15 protein-coding genes and 1 riboswitch are annotated in these 17,785 nt (G+C 32.7%); all 15 genes read left to right on the forward strand.

The features are described from left to right. The coding region (locus RR430_RS06465; RefSeq protein WP_332508793.1) for an Hsp70 family protein at positions 1 to 989 on the forward strand (989 nt) is incomplete at its 5' end. Beyond that, complete coding sequence (locus tag RR430_RS06470; RefSeq protein ID WP_332508794.1) at positions 946 to 2,244, forward strand: polysaccharide deacetylase family protein; 1,299 nt, start codon at positions 946 to 948, stop codon at positions 2,242 to 2,244. The genes RR430_RS06465 and RR430_RS06470, both read left to right, overlap by 44 nt. A gap of 13 nt (positions 2,245 to 2,257) precedes the next feature. Then, complete coding sequence (gene dnaJ, locus RR430_RS06475; protein ID WP_332488427.1) at positions 2,258 to 3,379, forward strand: molecular chaperone DnaJ; 1,122 nt, start codon at positions 2,258 to 2,260, stop codon at positions 3,377 to 3,379. A gap of 70 nt (positions 3,380 to 3,449) precedes the next feature. Continuing rightward, a complete protein-coding gene (locus tag RR430_RS06480; protein WP_332508795.1) occupies positions 3,450 to 5,996 on the forward strand; it encodes an ATP-dependent Clp protease ATP-binding subunit in 2,547 nt (848 codons plus the stop codon). Positions 5,997 to 6,134: 138 nt separating this feature from the next. Continuing rightward, complete coding sequence (locus RR430_RS06485) at positions 6,135 to 6,821, forward strand: dihydrofolate reductase family protein (protein WP_332488423.1); 687 nt, start codon at positions 6,135 to 6,137, stop codon at positions 6,819 to 6,821. A gap of 17 nt (positions 6,822 to 6,838) precedes the next feature. Beyond that, a complete protein-coding gene (locus RR430_RS06490; protein ID WP_332488421.1) occupies positions 6,839 to 7,471 on the forward strand; it encodes a lactate utilization protein in 633 nt (210 codons plus the stop codon). Positions 7,472 to 7,485: 14 nt separating this feature from the next. Continuing rightward, complete coding sequence (locus tag RR430_RS06495) at positions 7,486 to 7,971, forward strand: hypothetical protein (RefSeq protein WP_332488420.1); 486 nt, start codon at positions 7,486 to 7,488, stop codon at positions 7,969 to 7,971. A gap of 102 nt (positions 7,972 to 8,073) precedes the next feature. Then, a complete protein-coding gene (locus tag RR430_RS06500) occupies positions 8,074 to 8,493 on the forward strand; it encodes a hypothetical protein (protein ID WP_332488419.1) in 420 nt (139 codons plus the stop codon). A gap of 195 nt (positions 8,494 to 8,688) precedes the next feature. Continuing rightward, a riboswitch (purine riboswitch) is annotated at positions 8,689 to 8,789 on the forward strand. A gap of 60 nt (positions 8,790 to 8,849) precedes the next feature. Then, on the forward strand, positions 8,850 to 9,332 hold the full coding sequence (gene purE / locus RR430_RS06505; protein ID WP_332488418.1) for a 5-(carboxyamino)imidazole ribonucleotide mutase: 483 nt from the start codon (positions 8,850 to 8,852) through the stop codon (positions 9,330 to 9,332). 8 nt (positions 9,333 to 9,340) lie between these two features. Then, on the forward strand, positions 9,341 to 13,048 hold the full coding sequence (locus RR430_RS06510) for a phosphoribosylformylglycinamidine synthase (RefSeq protein WP_332488417.1): 3,708 nt from the start codon (positions 9,341 to 9,343) through the stop codon (positions 13,046 to 13,048). A 1-nt stretch (position 13,049) separates the two neighbouring features. After that, on the forward strand, positions 13,050 to 14,075 hold the full coding sequence (gene purM / locus RR430_RS06515) for a phosphoribosylformylglycinamidine cyclo-ligase (RefSeq protein ID WP_332488416.1): 1,026 nt from the start codon (positions 13,050 to 13,052) through the stop codon (positions 14,073 to 14,075). Continuing rightward, positions 14,072 to 14,641 carry a phosphoribosylglycinamide formyltransferase gene (gene purN, locus RR430_RS06520; RefSeq protein ID WP_332488415.1) on the forward strand — a complete coding sequence of 190 codons (570 nt, stop codon included), beginning with the start codon at positions 14,072 to 14,074 and terminating at the stop codon, positions 14,639 to 14,641. The genes purM and purN overlap by 4 nt, the downstream gene beginning before the upstream one ends. Before the next feature lies 1 nt (position 14,642). Continuing rightward, the gene (purH, locus tag RR430_RS06525; protein ID WP_332488413.1) at positions 14,643 to 16,175 is read left to right on the forward strand and encodes a bifunctional phosphoribosylaminoimidazolecarboxamide formyltransferase/IMP cyclohydrolase; all 1,533 of its coding nucleotides are present in this window, start codon (positions 14,643 to 14,645) and stop codon (positions 16,173 to 16,175) included. After that, positions 16,175 to 17,428 (forward strand): phosphoribosylamine--glycine ligase, encoded by a 1,254-nt coding sequence (gene purD, locus RR430_RS06530; RefSeq protein ID WP_332488412.1) that lies wholly within the window; start codon positions 16,175 to 16,177, stop codon positions 17,426 to 17,428. The genes purH and purD overlap by 1 nt, the downstream gene beginning before the upstream one ends. A 77-nt stretch (positions 17,429 to 17,505) precedes the next feature. Further along, on the forward strand, positions 17,506 to 17,670 hold the full coding sequence (locus tag RR430_RS06535) for a hypothetical protein (RefSeq protein ID WP_332488411.1): 165 nt from the start codon (positions 17,506 to 17,508) through the stop codon (positions 17,668 to 17,670). Positions 17,671 to 17,785: the final 115 nt, after the last annotated feature.

Raw genomic sequence — 17,785 nt, forward strand, 5'->3', positions numbered from 1 at the left:
CTAAATCATTAGTTGATCGTACAGTTGGACCAGTTCGTCAAGCATTAAGTGATGCTGGATTAACAAAGAATGATATTCATCAAGTATTATTAGTTGGTGGATCTACTCGTATTCCAGCTGTTCAAGAAGTTGTTCGTCAAGAATTAGGTAAAGAACCAAATAAATCAGTTAACCCAGATGAAGTAGTTGCAATGGGTGCTGCAATTCAAGGTGGAGTTATCTCTGGTGATGTTAAAGATGTATTGTTATTAGATGTTACACCATTATCATTAGGTATTGAAACTATGGGTAGTGTAATGACTGTATTGATTCCTAGAAATACAACAATTCCTACATCTAAATCTCAAGTATTCTCTACTGCTGCAGATAATCAACCAGCTGTTGATATTCACGTATTACAAGGTGAAAGACCAATGGCAAATGACAACAAAACATTAGGTAATTTCCAATTGACAGGAATTGCACCAGCACGTCGTGGTGTTCCTCAAATTGAAGTTACATTTGATATCGACGTTAATGGTATCGTACATGTATCTGCATTAGATAAAGGTACTAACCAAAAACAATCAATTACAATCTCTGGCTCAAACGGTTTAAGTGATGCAGAAATTGAAAAGATGGTAAAAGAAGCTGAAGAACATAAAGCTGAAGATGAAAAACGTAAAGAAGAAATTGAAATCAAAAACAAAGCTGAACAATTCATTAATCAAATCGATGAAACATTAAAGACAGATAATGCAAATGTAACAGAACAACAAAAAGAAGAAGTTAAGAAACTACGTGATGAATTACAAACAGCAATTGATAATAATGACATCGAAACATTAAAAACTAAGATGGCAGAATTAGAGAAAGCTGCAAATGATATGGCTCAAGCAATGTATCAACAACAAGCACAAGGACAAGCAGATCCTAATCAAGGACAAGCTAATACTGGTGCAACAAATGATGATAACGTTGTCGATGCTGACTTCACAGAAAAAAACTAAATTCATCAAAATCCTAGGAATCACTCTAGGGTTTTGTTGCCTCATTAGTCTAACGGGTTGTTCATCTAGTGAAAAAAACGATGAGCCGAAACAACCGACAAGTAACAATGTACAATCTGGTAGTAATGAGTATTCAAATACAAAAGTAAAAACAACAATGCAAACACCACTTTTCATTCTTGATAATGAAAAGTTGGTGGATGCAGGGTTATTAGAACCTAATGTTTATTTAGATATAGCAGAAGGTGATGCGATTCAAGGCGCAATCCCACTAAAAGATACAGGTTGGTATGTAAAACAAAGTGATGTAACAAATGATGGAAGATGGTTTAAGAATCAAACGCATTTGGTGCCCTTTGCTGAAGCAATTACTACGAATTCAACGTATCGCATAGAAGATGATTTTGGAAATTTACTAGGAACAAGTTCATCTAGTAATATTTATCAAGTATATGTAAAACCAAGTAGCGAAGATCCTCGCTATGGAGTACTTATTCAAAATAAAATTTATTTTATACCGCAAAGCGATGTGATGGAAGTCATGGAGAGAGCTGTTGAAACACCTGTACCAGAACTTGCTACATCGATACCGGTTATGATGTATCATTTTTTCTATGATGAATCAAAAGGGGAAACTCGAAAAGATGTAAATTATGTAGAAGTTAATGAGTTAAGAGAACAAGCAGATTATTTAGTAAATAATGGATTTGTATCACTAACGATGCGTGAGATTGAATACTTCATGGAAGAACGTGCTCAAGTTCCAGTAAATAGTTATGGTTTCACCATGGATGATGGTCATGAATCTGTATATCAATATGCCTATCCTATTCTCAAAGAATATGGAATCAATGCAACTATGTTTATTATTGGTGGTTGGATGGAACCTACATTACCATATGAATTATGGGAAATGAGAGAAGAAGGTATTGAACTTCAAAGTCATAGTTTCCTAATGCATCAAGGTGGATGTAGTGGTATGGGACATGGCGGCAGATTACTTTGTGTTGATCATGAGGAAGGTGTTGCAGATACTTTACAATCTTATGACTATGTAGATGGTGGATTTGTTTATTGTTATCCATTTGGTGATGTAAACGACAATGCTAAACAAATATTAAGAGATGCACAAACAAAACTTGCATTCACTACGGAATTTGGTAAAATACATTCTGGAATGGATTTACTAGAACTACCTAGAATTCGTGTTACTGGTGGTGCAGGAATCAATCAATATATTAATCATTTAAATTAAGGAGGGATGATGTATGGCGAATAAGAGAGATTATTATGAAGTACTGGGCCTACAAAAAGGCGCAAGTGATGCTGAAATAAAAAAGGCGTATCGTACACTAGCAAAAAAATATCATCCTGATATGAATAAAGAAGCTGATGCGGAAGCTAGATTTAAAGAAATTAATGAAGCTTATGAAGTTTTGAGTGATCCTCAAAAGAAAGCATCTTATGATCAATTTGGTCATGCAGGTATGGAAGGCGCAGGATTTGGTGGCGCTGGAGGTGCAGGATTTGATGATTTAAACGATATCTTTGGTTCATTCTTTGGTGGTGGATTCGGAGGATTTGGTGGCGGTCAAGGACAAGCACGTCGTAATGGTCCACGCAAAGGACAAGATCGTTTTATGCAAATGAAGGTAGAGTTTATGGATGCTATCTTTGGTAAAACGGAGACTATTAATTTAGGAGTAGATGAACAATGTAGTGAATGTTTAGGTACTGGTGCTCATAGTAAAAATGATATTACTGTATGTCCTACTTGTGGTGGTAGTGGAACAGTTGTTACTCAACAAAGAACACCATTTGGTGTATTCCAATCACAAGCAGTTTGTCAAACATGTAATGGTACTGGTAAAACAATTAAAAATAAATGTAAAAAATGTGGTGGAAAAGGATATGAACACAAACGTGTTAGCGTTGATATTAAAGTCCCTGCAGGTATTCAATCAGGTCAACAACTTCGTGTTCAAGGTAAAGGAGAACGCGGAGAAAATGGAGGACCTAATGGTGATTTATACATTGAGGTTTTAGTTAAAAAACATGATTATTTCACTCGCGAAGGGAAAAATATTTTAATTTCAATTCCTATTTCAAGTGTTGATGCAACTCTTGGATGTAATGTAGATGTTCCAACAGTATATGGTGATGTGGAACTTACAATTCCAGCTGGAACACAAACTGGAACAAAATTCAGACTTAAAGAAAAAGGTGTGAAGGATGCTCGAGGTGCTGGAGATCAATATGTAATAGTAAATATTGAAATTAATAAAAAACTTTCTAAAGATGAAAAAGATTTATATAAAGAATTACAGGACTTACAAAAGAAGGGTGGAAAAGAATCCGTCTTTGATAAGTTTAAGAAAGCATTTAAATAAGGGTTTAACAACCCTTTTCTAAAAATCTTGAATTAGCACTCTGTATCAATAAGTGCTAAAGGAGGTAAATATGAATATAGAAAAAATGACAGAACGATTACAACGAATTTTAATGCAAGCCATACAACTTAGCCAAAGTAATGGTAATAGTGAACTAACAACAGAACATATATATCATGAAATGTTACTTGATGATGGATTAGATGGATTATGGAAACGATGTAATGTAAATAAAGTACCATTAATTGATTTAGTAAATAGGTATATGCAAAAACTTCCAAGAGTTGAAGGTCAAACTCAACCAATGATGAATCGACAAGTTATGGAAGGATATAACTTAGCTCTTACTTGGAGCAAGAAAAATGAGGAAACATATATGAGTACAGTAGCTTTCTTAATTGGATTGCTGGCTAACAACTCGGAAGTTTCTAAAGAATTTTTAAAAGTAAGTAAATTAAATGAAAAACAAATTGAAAAAGCAGAACTAGAAAGAAGAGGTGGATCAAAGATGACTGAGATGAATATGGAAAATCAACTAGATGCTTTAGAAAAATATGGAAGAGATTTAGTGGAAGATGTCAAGGCTGGTAAAATTGATCCAGTTATTGGTAGGGATGAAGAAATTCGTCGAATCATTCAAATCTTATCTAGGAAAACAAAAAATAATCCAGTTTTAATTGGTGAACCAGGTGTTGGTAAAACTGCAATTGTAGAAGGTTTAGCACATCGTATTGCAAGTAATGACGTACCTTTTGGATTAAAAGATAAAAAAGTTATTGAACTTGATATGGGTTCTTTAATTGCTGGAGCAAAATATCGTGGTGAATTTGAAGAACGACTAAAGGCGGTACTAAATGAGGTTAAAAAAGCAGATGGTAATGTAATATTATTTGTTGATGAAATTCATAATCTTGTTGGTGCTGGTAAGACAGAAGGGTCAATGGATGCGGCAAACTTATTAAAACCTATGTTAGCTCGTGGTGAGTTAAAATGTATTGGCGCAACTACATTTGATGAGTATCGCCAATATATTGAGAAAGATGCAGCTTTAGAAAGACGTTTTCAAAAGATTCAAGTTGATGAACCTTCGGTAGAAGATACAGTATCAATTCTTCGTGGATTGAAGGAAAGGTTTGAAGCACATCATGGTGTTCAAATATTAGATGAAGCTATTATTGCGGCAGCATCTTTATCACATCGCTATATTACTGATCGTTTTCTTCCAGATAAAGCAATCGACTTGATTGATGAAGCTTGTGCATCGATTCGTGTTGAAATAGATTCAATGCCTCAAGAGTTAGATGAATTAAATAGAAAAAAAATGCAGCTAGAAATTGAAGCGACAACTCTTAAAAAAGAAAAAAGTGATAAATCTAAACAACGTTTAGATGAATTAAATAAAGAACTTTCTACTATAAAAGAAGAATATAGTATTTTAGAAGAAAAGTGGAAAGAAGAAAAGAAGCGTTTAGATGATGCAAAGAATGCTAAGGAAGAGTTAGAACGTAAGAAGCGTGATTTGCAAAATGCTGAAAATGACGGAAAGTTAGAACTTGCTGGTAAGTTAAGATATTCAGAGATACCAGTACTTGAAGAAAAAATCAAACAAGCATCAGTCATTGATAATAATCGTATGTTGAAAGAAATTGTTGATGAAGAGATGATTGCGAAAATTGTGTCACGTTGGACACATATTGAAGTTAGTAAACTTGTAACTAGTCAAAAAGAAAAACTTCTTCACTTAGAGGATATCTTAAGACAACGAGTAATGGGACAAGATGATGCTTTAAAACTTGTAACAGAAGCAATACTACGTTCTAAAGCACAAATTCAAGATGAAAATCGTCCTATTGGTTCATTTCTATTCCTAGGACCAACAGGAGTTGGTAAGACAGAAGTTGCCAAAGCGTTAGCTCAACAATTGTTTGATGATGAATCTAAAATCGTAAGAATTGATATGAGCGAGTACATGGAAAAATTTAGTGTGTCTAGATTGATTGGTGCTCCTCCAGGATATGTAGGATATGAAGAGGGTGGACAACTTACAGAAGCAGTGCGTCGTAAACCTTATTCAATAGTACTATTAGATGAAGTAGAAAAAGCACACCCAGATGTATTTAATGTATTATTACAAATTTTAGATGATGGTCGTATTACTGACTCTAAAGGAGTTACTGTGGACTTCAAGAATACATTAATCATCATGACTAGTAATTTAGGTGCTCAATATGCATTTGAAGATGATAAAAAACTACGAGAAACACATTATTTAAGTGAAGTAGGTAAATATTTCAAACCAGAATTTGTGAATCGTATTGATGAAATAGTTGTATTCAATGCATTAAATGATAGTACTTTAATAAAGATAGCTGATAAGTTTTTACATGAACTTGAAATACGTTTATCTTACAAGGATATTGCTATAGAATTTACACCAGCATGTAAAGCTAAGATAATTGAGTGCGGAGTTGATCCAGTATTTGGAGCTCGTCCAATGAAACGCCATATTCAACGTGCTATTGAAACGTTGTTAGCAAGAAAAATTCTTGGTGAACAAAATGTTGAGGGTAGTAAATACATTATTGATGTAGAGAATGATAATTACATCATTAGATAGAATTTGAAAGCCAAGTTATTTCTTGGCTTTTATTATTAGTAATATGATTTTGTTAATGATACAAAACAGCACATATTCAAACTTGGACATTTCTTGTAATTTGAAAATATCTTGTTAAGATAATAATGAGGTGATTTTATGAAGAGACCAATTACAACATTATTTATGTTAATGTCTATTGATGGTAAGATAACAAGCGGCTTTAGTGATGTGCTAGACGCTGATAGAGATTGGAAATTTGTAAATGGTGTTAAAGAAGGTATTCATCAATATTATGATGCTGAGCAATGTACAGATTTATGGTCTTTGAATAGTGGAAAAGTAATGGCTAAGGTAGGAATGAACGAAAAGGAAAGATCTTCATTTAGAACTCCGGTATCGTTTGTTATCATTGATAATAAGCCACATTTAAATGAAAAAGGAATTGAATACTTATGTAGTTGGTTAAAACAATTAGTGATTGTTACCACAAATAAAGAACATCCAGCGTACGCATGTAAAGAAGATAATCTAAATATTATTTATCAAGAAGAATTTGATGGTAAGATTCTTCTAAATGATTTAACTACACTTTATCATGTAGATAGACTTACAATACAATCAGGGGGTACTATGAATGGGTATTTCTTACGAAATAAATGTTTTGATTATCTCGATATTTTTATTGCTCCGATTCTTATTGGTGGTAAAGATACATCAACCTTAATTGATGGAGATTCAATTACATCGGTTGAGGAACTTCATTTGTTACAAGGGTGTAAATTAATAGAATCACTTACTTTAAAGAATTCATTTGTAAGATTACGTTATGAAGTATTAAAATAGATATAGAGGTGAATACAATGGATGAACATTTAAAAACAACAATGGAAAATCAAATTGATGTATGTAAAGAAAAATTGGAATTACATAAATTTAAAGTGGATGTTGTTGATAGTAGAGATGAATGCCTAGAGTTAATTGATGAATTGTTGAATGAGGGTGAAACGGTTAGTGTTGGTGGATCTATGACCTTGTTTGAACTGGGTATTATTGATTATCTAGAGAGTAATTCAAGAATTAATTACCTAGATCGCTATCACAGTGAAGATCCAATAGAAATCTATCATCAAGCATTGTCTTGTGATACCTACATTATGAGTAGTAATGCAGTGACTAGCGATGGTCAGTTATATAATATTGATGGAACAGGCAATCGAGTTGCAGCGTTGACTTATGGACCAGATCGCGTTTTAGTTGTAATAGGGTGGAATAAAATTGTTTTAAACATACAATCAGCTATTGATCGTGTTGAATCTATTGCTGCTCCAGCGAATTGTGTACGATTAACTAAAGCTACTCCATGTGCTAGTTTAGGACATTGCACAAATTGTGAAAGTCCTCAAAGAATATGTAGTAGTAAAGTTATCACAAGCCGTTCACACATAAAAGATCGAATTCATGTTATAATTGTAAAGGAAAATTTAGGATATTAGAAAGTAGGTAGTTTATGGATTTTTTTAACTTAGTATTAACAGGAATATTTTTAGCGATAGGTATTTGGCTTGGAACAAAGCTATTGCGTATGAAAAAGTATGTAAAAATATACGCTAAATTTACTACGCTTACTCGTTTAATGTTTCTAGTTGCATTGATTTTTGCGATTCTTACAATATTTATCTATTTTGGTAATATTGGCGAAATGATTCGTTCTGTGATTATGGCATTTGCAATCTTAATGTTTATCTATCTTCAAGATGGTTTATGTGATGAAGGATTCTTCATTGTTGGAAACTACATTCCATTTACAGAAGTTGTAGATTTTGATTACAAGACTGATAAAAATAAGTTTATCGTATATTTTTCTTATAAGGATGATAAACAAAAATCAGGAAACTTCCAAACAGAAGTTGTATTTGATATTAAGAAAGCAGATGTAGTTGAAAAACAATTAAAAGAAAAAATTGGTAAGAAGTACAGAAGAATGAAAAAATAAGGCAAGATATCTTGTCTTTTTTCTTGGCTGAGCATAGTCTTTGACACATAGTTAATGAAGGAGTAAACTTCGTAGTGAACAATGTTCAATATGGAGGAATCTATGAAAGTAAAAAGTAGAACATTATTGTTAATTGCTAGCTTGGTTTGGATGATCGCTGGTTTTAATATAGTAAGAATAGGATTTGAAGCTTATAGAGATAATTTAACAATGCTAAATGTATTTCTATCAATAGTTGTATTTTGTTTATTTTGGTTCTTAATTTTCTCTAAATTAGTTATTAAACATACTAATAGAATTAAAGGATATGGAGATAAAAAACAATTGTTTATCATGTTTTTTGATTTGAAATCGTTTATGATAATGGCATTTATGATGGTTTTTGGTATTTTGATTCGATCATTTGATTTAGCACCGGAGTTTTTTATTGCATTTTTCTATACAGGATTGGGAACTGCACTTTTTCTTGCGGGGTTATTATTTGGTAAAAATTATCTAGAATATGATAAAAAATTGGTATAATCTATAGTATTTCTCACTTCTATTATGGAAATTGTGATATAGATTTACTAAAAGAAGAAAAAAAGCAAATATTCCTTTAAAAAGAGGACAATTTTTGTTATGATTTTGGTGTTGAAAGGGAGGACAAACGATGACAATGTTATCAAATGATAAACCGACTCTTTCAAAACCAATTGATTGATTTCATGGGATTTTTCCGTGAATTCTTTTTGTTTTTGTATAAATGTGGAGATTGGTCCACAAGTTTCTACCTCGCTACCGTAAATGGTGAGACTACAAAACAGTTTTTTACTGTTGTTTTGTAGACATTGAGGTAGGCTTCAATGTCTTTTTACTTGTTAAAGGAGGATACTAAGATGAGTGTACAAGTAGCAGTAGTAATGGGTTCAAAAAGTGATTTTGAAGATGTTAAGGAAACTCTTCAAATTTTAGAAGATTTTGGTATTGAATATGAGGCTAAAATTTTAAGTGCTCATCGTACACCTGATGAAACAATTGCTTATGCAAGGGCAGCTTATGATAGAGGATTAAAAGTTATTATTGCTGCTGCTGGGGGTGCTGCACATCTTGCCGGTGTTATTGCAGGTTGCCAAACATTACCAGTTATTGGAATCCCAATGAAGACTAAAACATTAGATGGTTTAGATAGTTTATTATCAATTGTTCAAATGCCTGCAGGAGTTCCTGTTGCAACAGTTGCGGTAGGTAAAGCAGGATGTAAAAATGCTGCTGTACTAGCTGCTACTATTATTGGCGCATTTGATGAAACAATGCATAACAAAATTATTAAATATAAAGAAGATATGAAAAATAAAGTTTTAGAAAGTACGATAGATTAGGAGTTAATATGACTTTAGTAAATAGACGTATACACGTAGAGAAAAAGCCGGGATTTAGAGTAGAATCAGAAGACTTATGTAAGAACATTCAAGAACGTTTGAAGATTCAAGTAACAAACGTTAGACTTGTTTTAACATATGATGTATTTAATATTGAAGAAGCAGATTTAGAGAAAGCTAAAAAATCAGTATTCTCAGAAGTAATGGTTGACGAAGCGAAAGAAGACATTGATTTAGAAGGGTGCAACTATATTGCACTTGAAACACTACCAGGACAATATGATCAAAGAGCAGATAGTGCAGTTCAATGTGTTAAGTTATTAAATCCATCTTCTAAGTGTCAAATTACTACAGGAAAAATAATAATTCTTGAAGGTGATTTAACAGAAGATGAAAAACAAAGAATTAAAGATTATTTAATTAATCCAATTGAAGCAAGAGAAAAGCAATTGGATGTTTTAGCAATTGATCAAAACGTTGATATTAAACCTTTAGAAGATTTTGATGGATTTAATAAATTAAATGATGATGGTTTAAAGGATTTTGTTAAAGTTCATGGGTTAGCAATGTCTTTTGAGGATTTGAAGTTAGTTCAAGAATATTTCAAATCTGAAAATAGAGATCCTAAAGAAACTGAGATTAAAGTATTGGATACTTATTGGTCAGATCATTGTCGTCATACAACATTTGAAACTTGTTTAAAAGATATTAAAATTGAAACTACACGTTTTAATGATGCAATACAAAAAGCATATAATCGCTATTTAGAATTGAGACATACTTGTGGCCGTGATGAAAAACCTCAAACACTAATGGATTTAGCAACTATTAATAGTCGTTATTTACGCAAATCAGGTTTAATACCAGATGTTGAGATTTCTGATGAAATTAATGCATGTTCAGTATTTATAGATGTTGATCATGATGGTGAAATTGAAAAATGGTTATTACAATTTAAAAATGAAACGCATAATCATCCTACAGAAATTGAACCATTTGGTGGTGCATCAACTTGTATTGGTGGAGCTATTCGTGATCCATTAAGTGGAAGAAGTTATGTATATCAAGCAATGCGTATTACTGGATCAGGAGATATTACACTACCTTTAGAAAAGACTTTAAAAGGTAAGTTACCACAAGCTGTAATTAGTAAAAAATCAGCTCAAGGTAATTCAAGTTATGGAAATCAAATTGGGTTACCTACTACTTATGTTAGAGAAATCTATCATGATAATTATGTGGCAAAGCATTTAGAAGTTGGAGCTGTTGTTGGAGCTGTTAAAGCAGATGCAGTAGTTAGAGAAAAACCAGCTGTTGGTGATATTATCATTCTACTTGGTGGTAGAACAGGAAGAGATGGTATTGGTGGTGCTACTGGTTCAAGTAAACAACATACTCAGGCTTCTCTTGATACTTGCGCAAGTGAAGTTCAAAAAGGTAATGCACCAGAAGAAAGAAAAATTCAACGATTATTTAGAAATCCTGATTGTACTAAGTTAATTAAAAAGTGTAATGACTTTGGGGCAGGAGGAGTTTGTGTAGCTATCGGTGAACTTGCAGATGGTCTTGTAATACACTTAGATAAAGTACGTACAAAATATGCTGGATTAAATGCAACTGAGATTGCAATCAGTGAAAGCCAAGAAAGAATGGCAGTTGTAGTTTCTAAGGAAAATTGTGATCAATTTATTGCATATGCGGAAGCGGAAAATTTGGAAGCATACGTTGTTGCGGAAGTGACACAAGAAGAACGTTTAGTAATGAAACTTAATGATATTGAGGTTGTTAATATTGCACGTAGTTTTGTTGATTCTGCAGGTGCTAGACAAAATGCCAGTGTTTCTATTGAAACATCAAATAAGGAAAATCCAATTGTTGAAGTTGAGTGTACAAAAGAAAACATTTTAAAAGCAATAAGTGATCGTAATGTTGCTTGCCAAAAGGGATTGGTTGAAATGTTTGATGCATCTATTGGTGCTACAACTGTTCATATGCCATTTGGTGGTAAATATCAAATGACACCAACACAAGCATCTATTCAAAAGATTCCAGTGTTAGATGGTAAAACAAATACATGTTCAATCTTAACGTATGGTTTTAATCCTAAGCTTATGGAATATTCTTGTTTTGCAGGAGCTATGTATAGTGTATTAGAATCAATGGCTAAAACAGTAGCGGTTGGTGGTAATCTAGAACATACATATTTCTCATTCCAAGAATACTTTGAAAGATTAAACTTTGAGCCAAGTAAGTGGGGAAAAGTTACAGAAGCACTTCTTGGAGCAATGGTAGTTCAAGATTACTTTAATAAAGCAGCAATCGGTGGTAAGGACAGTATGTCAGGAACATTTAACGATATCTCTGTTCCTCCAACACTAATTTCGTTTGCTTGTACAAAAGGAAATCTTAATCGTATCGTATCGTCTGAATTAAAAGGTGTTAATCATACATTAGGTATTTATTTGCCAACAATTAGTGAAGATGGATATCCTGATTTGAATAGTTATGATGAGATATTTAAAAATGTATCAAAACAAATTGAAAATGGAAATATTTTATCTTCATACGTAGTTGAAGAGGGTGGATTTATTTCTTCATGTTTCAAAATGAGTTTTGGTAATAAAATAGGATTTGAATTAAATACTGAATTAAATGGTTTGAAAATGATTCCGGGAGCAATTGTTGTTGAAACTGTAAAAGCACTAGAAGATGTTAATTATCAATGTATTGGTAAAACAGTTTCTAATGGATACAGCATAAATGAAATTACTTTCGAAATGGAAGAGGTATTGAATGCGTGGACTAATCCAATGGATACTTACTATCCACGTACTTCCAAAGGAAATAATGAACCAGTAAGAACAATATGTTATAAAACAGAAAAGAAATTTAAGTCTAAACAAACTGTGGATACACCACTAGTTTGTATTACGGTATTCCCTGGTAACAATTGTGAATATGATATTAAACGTGCTTTTGAAGATGAAGGAGCTAAAGGAGAGTTTGTTGTCTTTAGAAACTTAACAGAAAAAGATATTAATAATTCAATTGAACATTTAGTTGAAGTCTTAGATAGAAGTCATATTATGGCTATTCCAGGTGGATTCTCCAGTGGAGATGAACCTGATGGAAGTGCTAAGTTCATTGTAAATGTGTTACAAAACGAAAAGGTTAAATCTGCAGTACATAGACTACTTGATCGTGATGGTTTAGTTTTGGGTATTTGTAATGGATTCCAAGCATTAATTAAATCTGGTTTATTACCATATGGTGAAATAAAACAATTAGCGAGTGATGATGCAACATTATATCGTAATGATATTAATCGTCATATTTCATTAATGGGACATACACAAGTTGCATCAAATAATTCGCCATGGCTTCAAGAATTAGAAGTTAATAGTGATCATATGATTGCGTTCTCTCATGGTGAAGGGAAGTTTGTGGTTAATGATGATAAATTAGAAGAATTAATTAAGAATGGTCAAATTGCATTCCAATATTGTGATGATAATACAAATGCAAGTAATGATCCAAAATATAATATCAACGGTAGTACATATGCAATCGAAGGTATTGTTTCAAAAGATGGTAAGATTCTTGGAAAGATGGGACACTCAGAACGTTATGCAAATGGTGTATTCCAAAATATTCCAGGAAACAAAAAACAAAATATTTTCGCAAGTGGTGTGAACTACTTCAAAAAGGAGGACTAGAATGTCAAAATCATATAAAGATGCAGGTGTTAACTTAGAAGCAGGATATGAATCAGTAGAAAGAATAAAAAAACATATCAAACGTACTGAAAGAAAAGGCGTTATGGGGGGTATTGGAGCATTTGGTGGTTTGTTTGATTTATCATCACTAAATATGAAAGAGCCAGTCCTTGTAAGCGGTACTGATGGAGTTGGTACTAAATTGAAACTTGCAATAATGATGAATAAGCATGACACTATTGGTCAAGATGTTGTGGCAATGTGTGTAAATGATGTACTTGCTCAAGGAGCTGTGCCTCTTTACTTCCTTGATTATATTGCTGTAGGTAAAAATCATCCTGAACAAATTGAAGAAATTGTTGCTGGTGTTTGTGATGGTTGTGTCCTTGCAGATTGTGCTTTAATTGGAGGCGAAACTGCTGAAATGCCAGATATGTATGCTGAAGATGATTATGATATTGCGGGATTTACTGTTGGAGCTGTAGAAAAATCAAAAATTATTACTCCTGAAAAAGTTAATATTGGAGATACTGTAATTGCACTTCCTTCAAGTGGTGTTCATTCTAATGGATTTTCACTTGTAAGAAAAATAGTTTTAAAAGATAATGCTGTAGACTTAAATACAAAATTTGATGAACTCGATAAATCAATTGGGGAAACATTATTAACACCAACAAGAATTTATGTTAAACCAGTTGCGGCAGTTCTAAAAGAAGTTGATGTACATGGTATTGCTCATATCACTGGTGGTGGTTTCTATGAAAATATGCCTCGTTGTCTAAATGAAGGACAAGGTATTGAAATTATTAAAGGTAGCTACACAGTATTACCAATCTTTAACGTTTTACAAAAATTATCAAATATGGACGAAGCTGAAATGTATAATGTATTCAATATGGGTGTGGGTATGATTTTAGTTGTTAATCCTAGTGATGTAGATAAGACAATGGAAATATTAAAAGATAATGGTGAAAATCCAAGCATTATTGGAAAAATCATTGAAGGTGAAGGAGTTACTTTCAAATGAGAAAAATAGCAGTATTTGCATCAGGAACAGGGACAAACTTTGATGCTATACAAGCTAGTATTGAAGATGGAAAACTAGATGCATCTATTCAACTTGTAGTTGTTGATAAACAAACTGCAAAAGTTATTGAAAAGGCAAAAGCTAAAAATATAGATACATTTGTGTTTAATCCAAAAGAGTTTGTTTCTAAAAATGATTATGAAAAAGTAATTGTTGAAGAATGTAAAAAAAGAGGGGTTGAATGGATCGTATTAGCAGGATATATGCGAATACTTGCAGATGCTTTGTTAGAAGCATATCCTAATCGTATTGTTAATATTCATCCATCTTTATTGCCTGCATTTAAAGGGAAAGATGCAATCGGACAAGCGTTTAATTATGGTGTTAAAATCATGGGTGTTAGTATCCATTATGTTAATGCTGAAATGGATGGTGGTAAAATCATTGCACAAAGATGTTTTGCTGTTACTGATGGTATGAACCATGATGAAGTAGAGGCAGAAATACACAAGATTGAACACCAATTATACCCGGAAACATTAAAAAATTTGTTGGAGGAAGAGTAAAATGAAAAGAGCTTTAGTAAGTGTATCTAATAAAACAGGATTAGTGGATTTTGTACAAGGTTTAGTTGATTGTGGGTATCAAATTATCTCAACTGGTGGAACAAAGAAAGCTCTTGATGACGCTGGTATTCCAACAATTGCGATAGATGATGTAACACACTTTCCAGAAATGTTGGATGGAAGAGTTAAAACATTACATCCACTAATTCATGGTGGATTATTAGGTGTACGTGATAAAGAAAGTCATGTTGCACAAATGAAGGAGCATAGTATTGAACCTATTGATTTAGTATGTGTCAATTTATATCCATTTAAGGAAACTATTTCAAAACCTAACTTTACTCATGCTGAAGCAATTGAAAATATTGATATTGGTGGACCAAGCATGATTCGTAGTGCAGCAAAGAATCATCAATTTGTTACGGTAGTAACAGATGTAAGTGATTATCCTACAGTAATTGAAGAAATTAAGACTCATGGGGATACAACTCTTGAGACTCGTCAAAAACTTGCTGCTAAAGCTTTCCGTACTACTGCTGCTTATGATGCAATGATTCAAAAATATTTAACAGATAAGTTTGAGGTTGAAAATCCAGAGAAAGTGGTTTATGGATTTGATTTGGTTCAAACGTTAAGATATGGCGAAAATCCACATCAAAGTGCATCTTTCTATACTGATGGATCAAAAATGCGTTATGCGATGACAACTGCTAAACAATTGCATGGTAAAGAATTATCATATAATAATATTCAAGATGCTAATGCAACACTGCAAATTTTAAAAGAATTTATTGGAACACCTGCTGTTGTTGCGGTAAAACATATGAATCCTTGTGGTGTAGCAATTTCTGATAATATTACTGATGCTTGGAAAAAAGCATATGCAGCTGATCCTATTAGTATTTTTGGAGGTATTGTAGCATTTAATGAAGAAGTAAATATAGAATGTGCAACTGAAATGAGTCAAATGTTCTTAGAAATTATTCTGGCGCCTAGTTTTTCAAAGGAAGCTTTTGAAATATTAAGTCAAAAGAAAAACATTCGTTTAATGACATTTGAAACTGAAGGTGATGATGCAAAGAATAAGATGGTTTCAGTAACAGGTGGTTTACTTGTTCAAGGTGAAGATGATTATCATGAATGTGTTGAAGACTGTAAGGTGGTAACTAATGCACAACCTACAAGTGAACAAATCACTGATTCAATATTTGGTATGAAAATTGTAAAGCATGTTAAATCAAATGCAATCGTTTTAGTCAAAGATGGTCATACGATAGGCATTGGTGCAGGACAAATGAATCGTGTTGGTGCTGCTAAGATAGCGTGTGAACAAGCGGGTGAAAAGGCTAAGGATTCTGTTTTAGCATCTGATGCATTCTTTCCAATGAATGATACAGTAGAACTTGCAAGTGAATACGGTGTTGCATGCATTATTCAACCAGGTGGTTCAATTAAAGATCAAGACTCAATCGATAAATGTAACGAGAAAAATATCGCGATGATTGTTACAGGAAAGCGTCATTTCAAACACTAATGAAAAAAATATTAGTAATTGGTAGTGGTGGTAGAGAACATGCAATTGCATATAAGTTTAAATGTTCTCCTCAAGTTGAAGAAGTATATGTAGCACCAGGTAATCCTGGAATGCGCGATGTAGCTACACTTGTACCTATTCAAACAAATGAATTTGATAAGTTAATTGAATTTGTTAAAGAAAATAAAATTGATTTGACTTTTGTAGGACCAGAAATTCCATTATGTGCAGGAATTGTTGATGAATTTCATAAAGCAAATCTTGAAATATTTGGACCAACAAAAGCTGCTGCAGAACTTGAAGGATCAAAAGTATTCTCAAAAGCTATGATGAAGAAATATAATATTCCTACTGCAAAATATGAAAGCTTTAGTGATTATGAACAAGCAAAAGAGTACCTTCAAAAACAAGAAATGCCAATTGTGTTAAAAGCAGATGGATTAGCAGCTGGTAAAGGGGTAATCATTGCAATGACAATGAATGAAGCTTTACAAAGTTTAGAAGAAATGATGTGTAATCATTTGTTTGATGAAGCTGGCTCAAGTGTTGTCATTGAAGAATTTTTAGAAGGTGAAGAATTTTCTTTGTTGGCATTTGTTAATGGAGATTTGGTAATTCCAATGCAAATTGCACAAGACCATAAACGTGCATTCGATAATGATGAAGGTTTGAATACGGGTGGTATGGGTGCATATACACCGGTTAATCATATTCCTGAATCTGCTTATAATGATGCTGTTACCAATATAGTGCAAGCGATGGCAAGTGCTATGGTCAAAGAAGGTAAATCTTTCTTGGGTATTTTGTATGGTGGTTGTATGCTTACCAAAGATGGAGTAAAGACGATCGAGTATAATGTTCGTTTTGGCGATCCTGAAACAGAAGTTATATTACCAGCTTTAGAAAATGATTTAGTAGAAGTAGTTGAAAATACAATGAAAGGTATCCCTACAAAGTTATCTTGGAGTAATGATGCTTATTGTGGTGTAGTTATGGCGAATAAAGGCTATCCCGAAAGTTATCAAAAAGGAGCTGTTATTGAAGGTTTAGACGTATGTAATGCGAGAGTATTCCATATGGGAACATCTGAAAAGGATGGCAAAATAACCGCAACAGGAGGACGTGTTCTATTTGTGGTAATGAATGGTAATACATTAAAAGAAGCTCAAGAAGCAGTGTATAAAGAAATAGAAGCTATTCATTGTGATTCACTGTTCTATCGTCATGATATTGGAAGTAAGGGAATTAAGTAATTATTAGGATAAACTCAATTTGAGTTTGTCCTTTTTACATTTAGCAGTATAATTTAATTATAAATGGAGGTAATACAATGACTATTCCTAAAGTACAATTCAATATCGCAAAAGAGATTGCATCAAAGATAAAGGAAGAAGATTTAAATAAAAAGTTAGTAGAATCTCTTGATGAGAAAACATATGAATATGATGAACTTGTAAAACAACTTGAAAAGAAATTATTATGTTTGGTAGTGTAATAATTAAGTAGTTAAGTAAATTAAAAGCTTGTATAGTTTATAATTATAACCATACAAGCTTTTATTATTCATCAATTGCTTCAGGGTCTAGATAAACTGAAGTACTATCTTTAAT

The sequence above is a fragment of the Anaerorhabdus sp. genome (genome assembly GCF_036641015.1).
Taxonomy (GTDB): domain Bacteria; phylum Bacillota_I; class Bacilli_A; order Erysipelotrichales; family Erysipelotrichaceae; genus Anaerorhabdus.

Coding starts and splice junctions, on each gene's coding strand:
- purD (WP_332488412.1), top strand. CDS start 16,175: ATGAAAAAAATATTAGTAATTGGTAGTGGTGGTAGAGAACATGCAATT.
- RR430_RS06510 (WP_332488417.1), top strand. CDS start 9,341: ATGACTTTAGTAAATAGACGTATACACGTAGAGAAAAAGCCGGGATTT.
- RR430_RS06535 (WP_332488411.1), top strand. CDS start 17,506: ATGACTATTCCTAAAGTACAATTCAATATCGCAAAAGAGATTGCATCA.
- RR430_RS06500 (WP_332488419.1), top strand. CDS start 8,074: ATGAAAGTAAAAAGTAGAACATTATTGTTAATTGCTAGCTTGGTTTGG.
- purE (WP_332488418.1), top strand. CDS start 8,850: ATGAGTGTACAAGTAGCAGTAGTAATGGGTTCAAAAAGTGATTTTGAA.
- RR430_RS06490 (WP_332488421.1), top strand. CDS start 6,839: ATGGATGAACATTTAAAAACAACAATGGAAAATCAAATTGATGTATGT.
- purM (WP_332488416.1), top strand. CDS start 13,050: ATGTCAAAATCATATAAAGATGCAGGTGTTAACTTAGAAGCAGGATAT.
- purN (WP_332488415.1), top strand. CDS start 14,072: ATGAGAAAAATAGCAGTATTTGCATCAGGAACAGGGACAAACTTTGAT.
- RR430_RS06485 (WP_332488423.1), top strand. CDS start 6,135: ATGAAGAGACCAATTACAACATTATTTATGTTAATGTCTATTGATGGT.
- RR430_RS06470 (WP_332508794.1), top strand. CDS start 946: ATGATGATAACGTTGTCGATGCTGACTTCACAGAAAAAAACTAAATTC.
- RR430_RS06495 (WP_332488420.1), top strand. CDS start 7,486: ATGGATTTTTTTAACTTAGTATTAACAGGAATATTTTTAGCGATAGGT.
- dnaJ (WP_332488427.1), top strand. CDS start 2,258: ATGGCGAATAAGAGAGATTATTATGAAGTACTGGGCCTACAAAAAGGC.
- RR430_RS06480 (WP_332508795.1), top strand. CDS start 3,450: ATGAATATAGAAAAAATGACAGAACGATTACAACGAATTTTAATGCAA.
- purH (WP_332488413.1), top strand. CDS start 14,643: ATGAAAAGAGCTTTAGTAAGTGTATCTAATAAAACAGGATTAGTGGAT.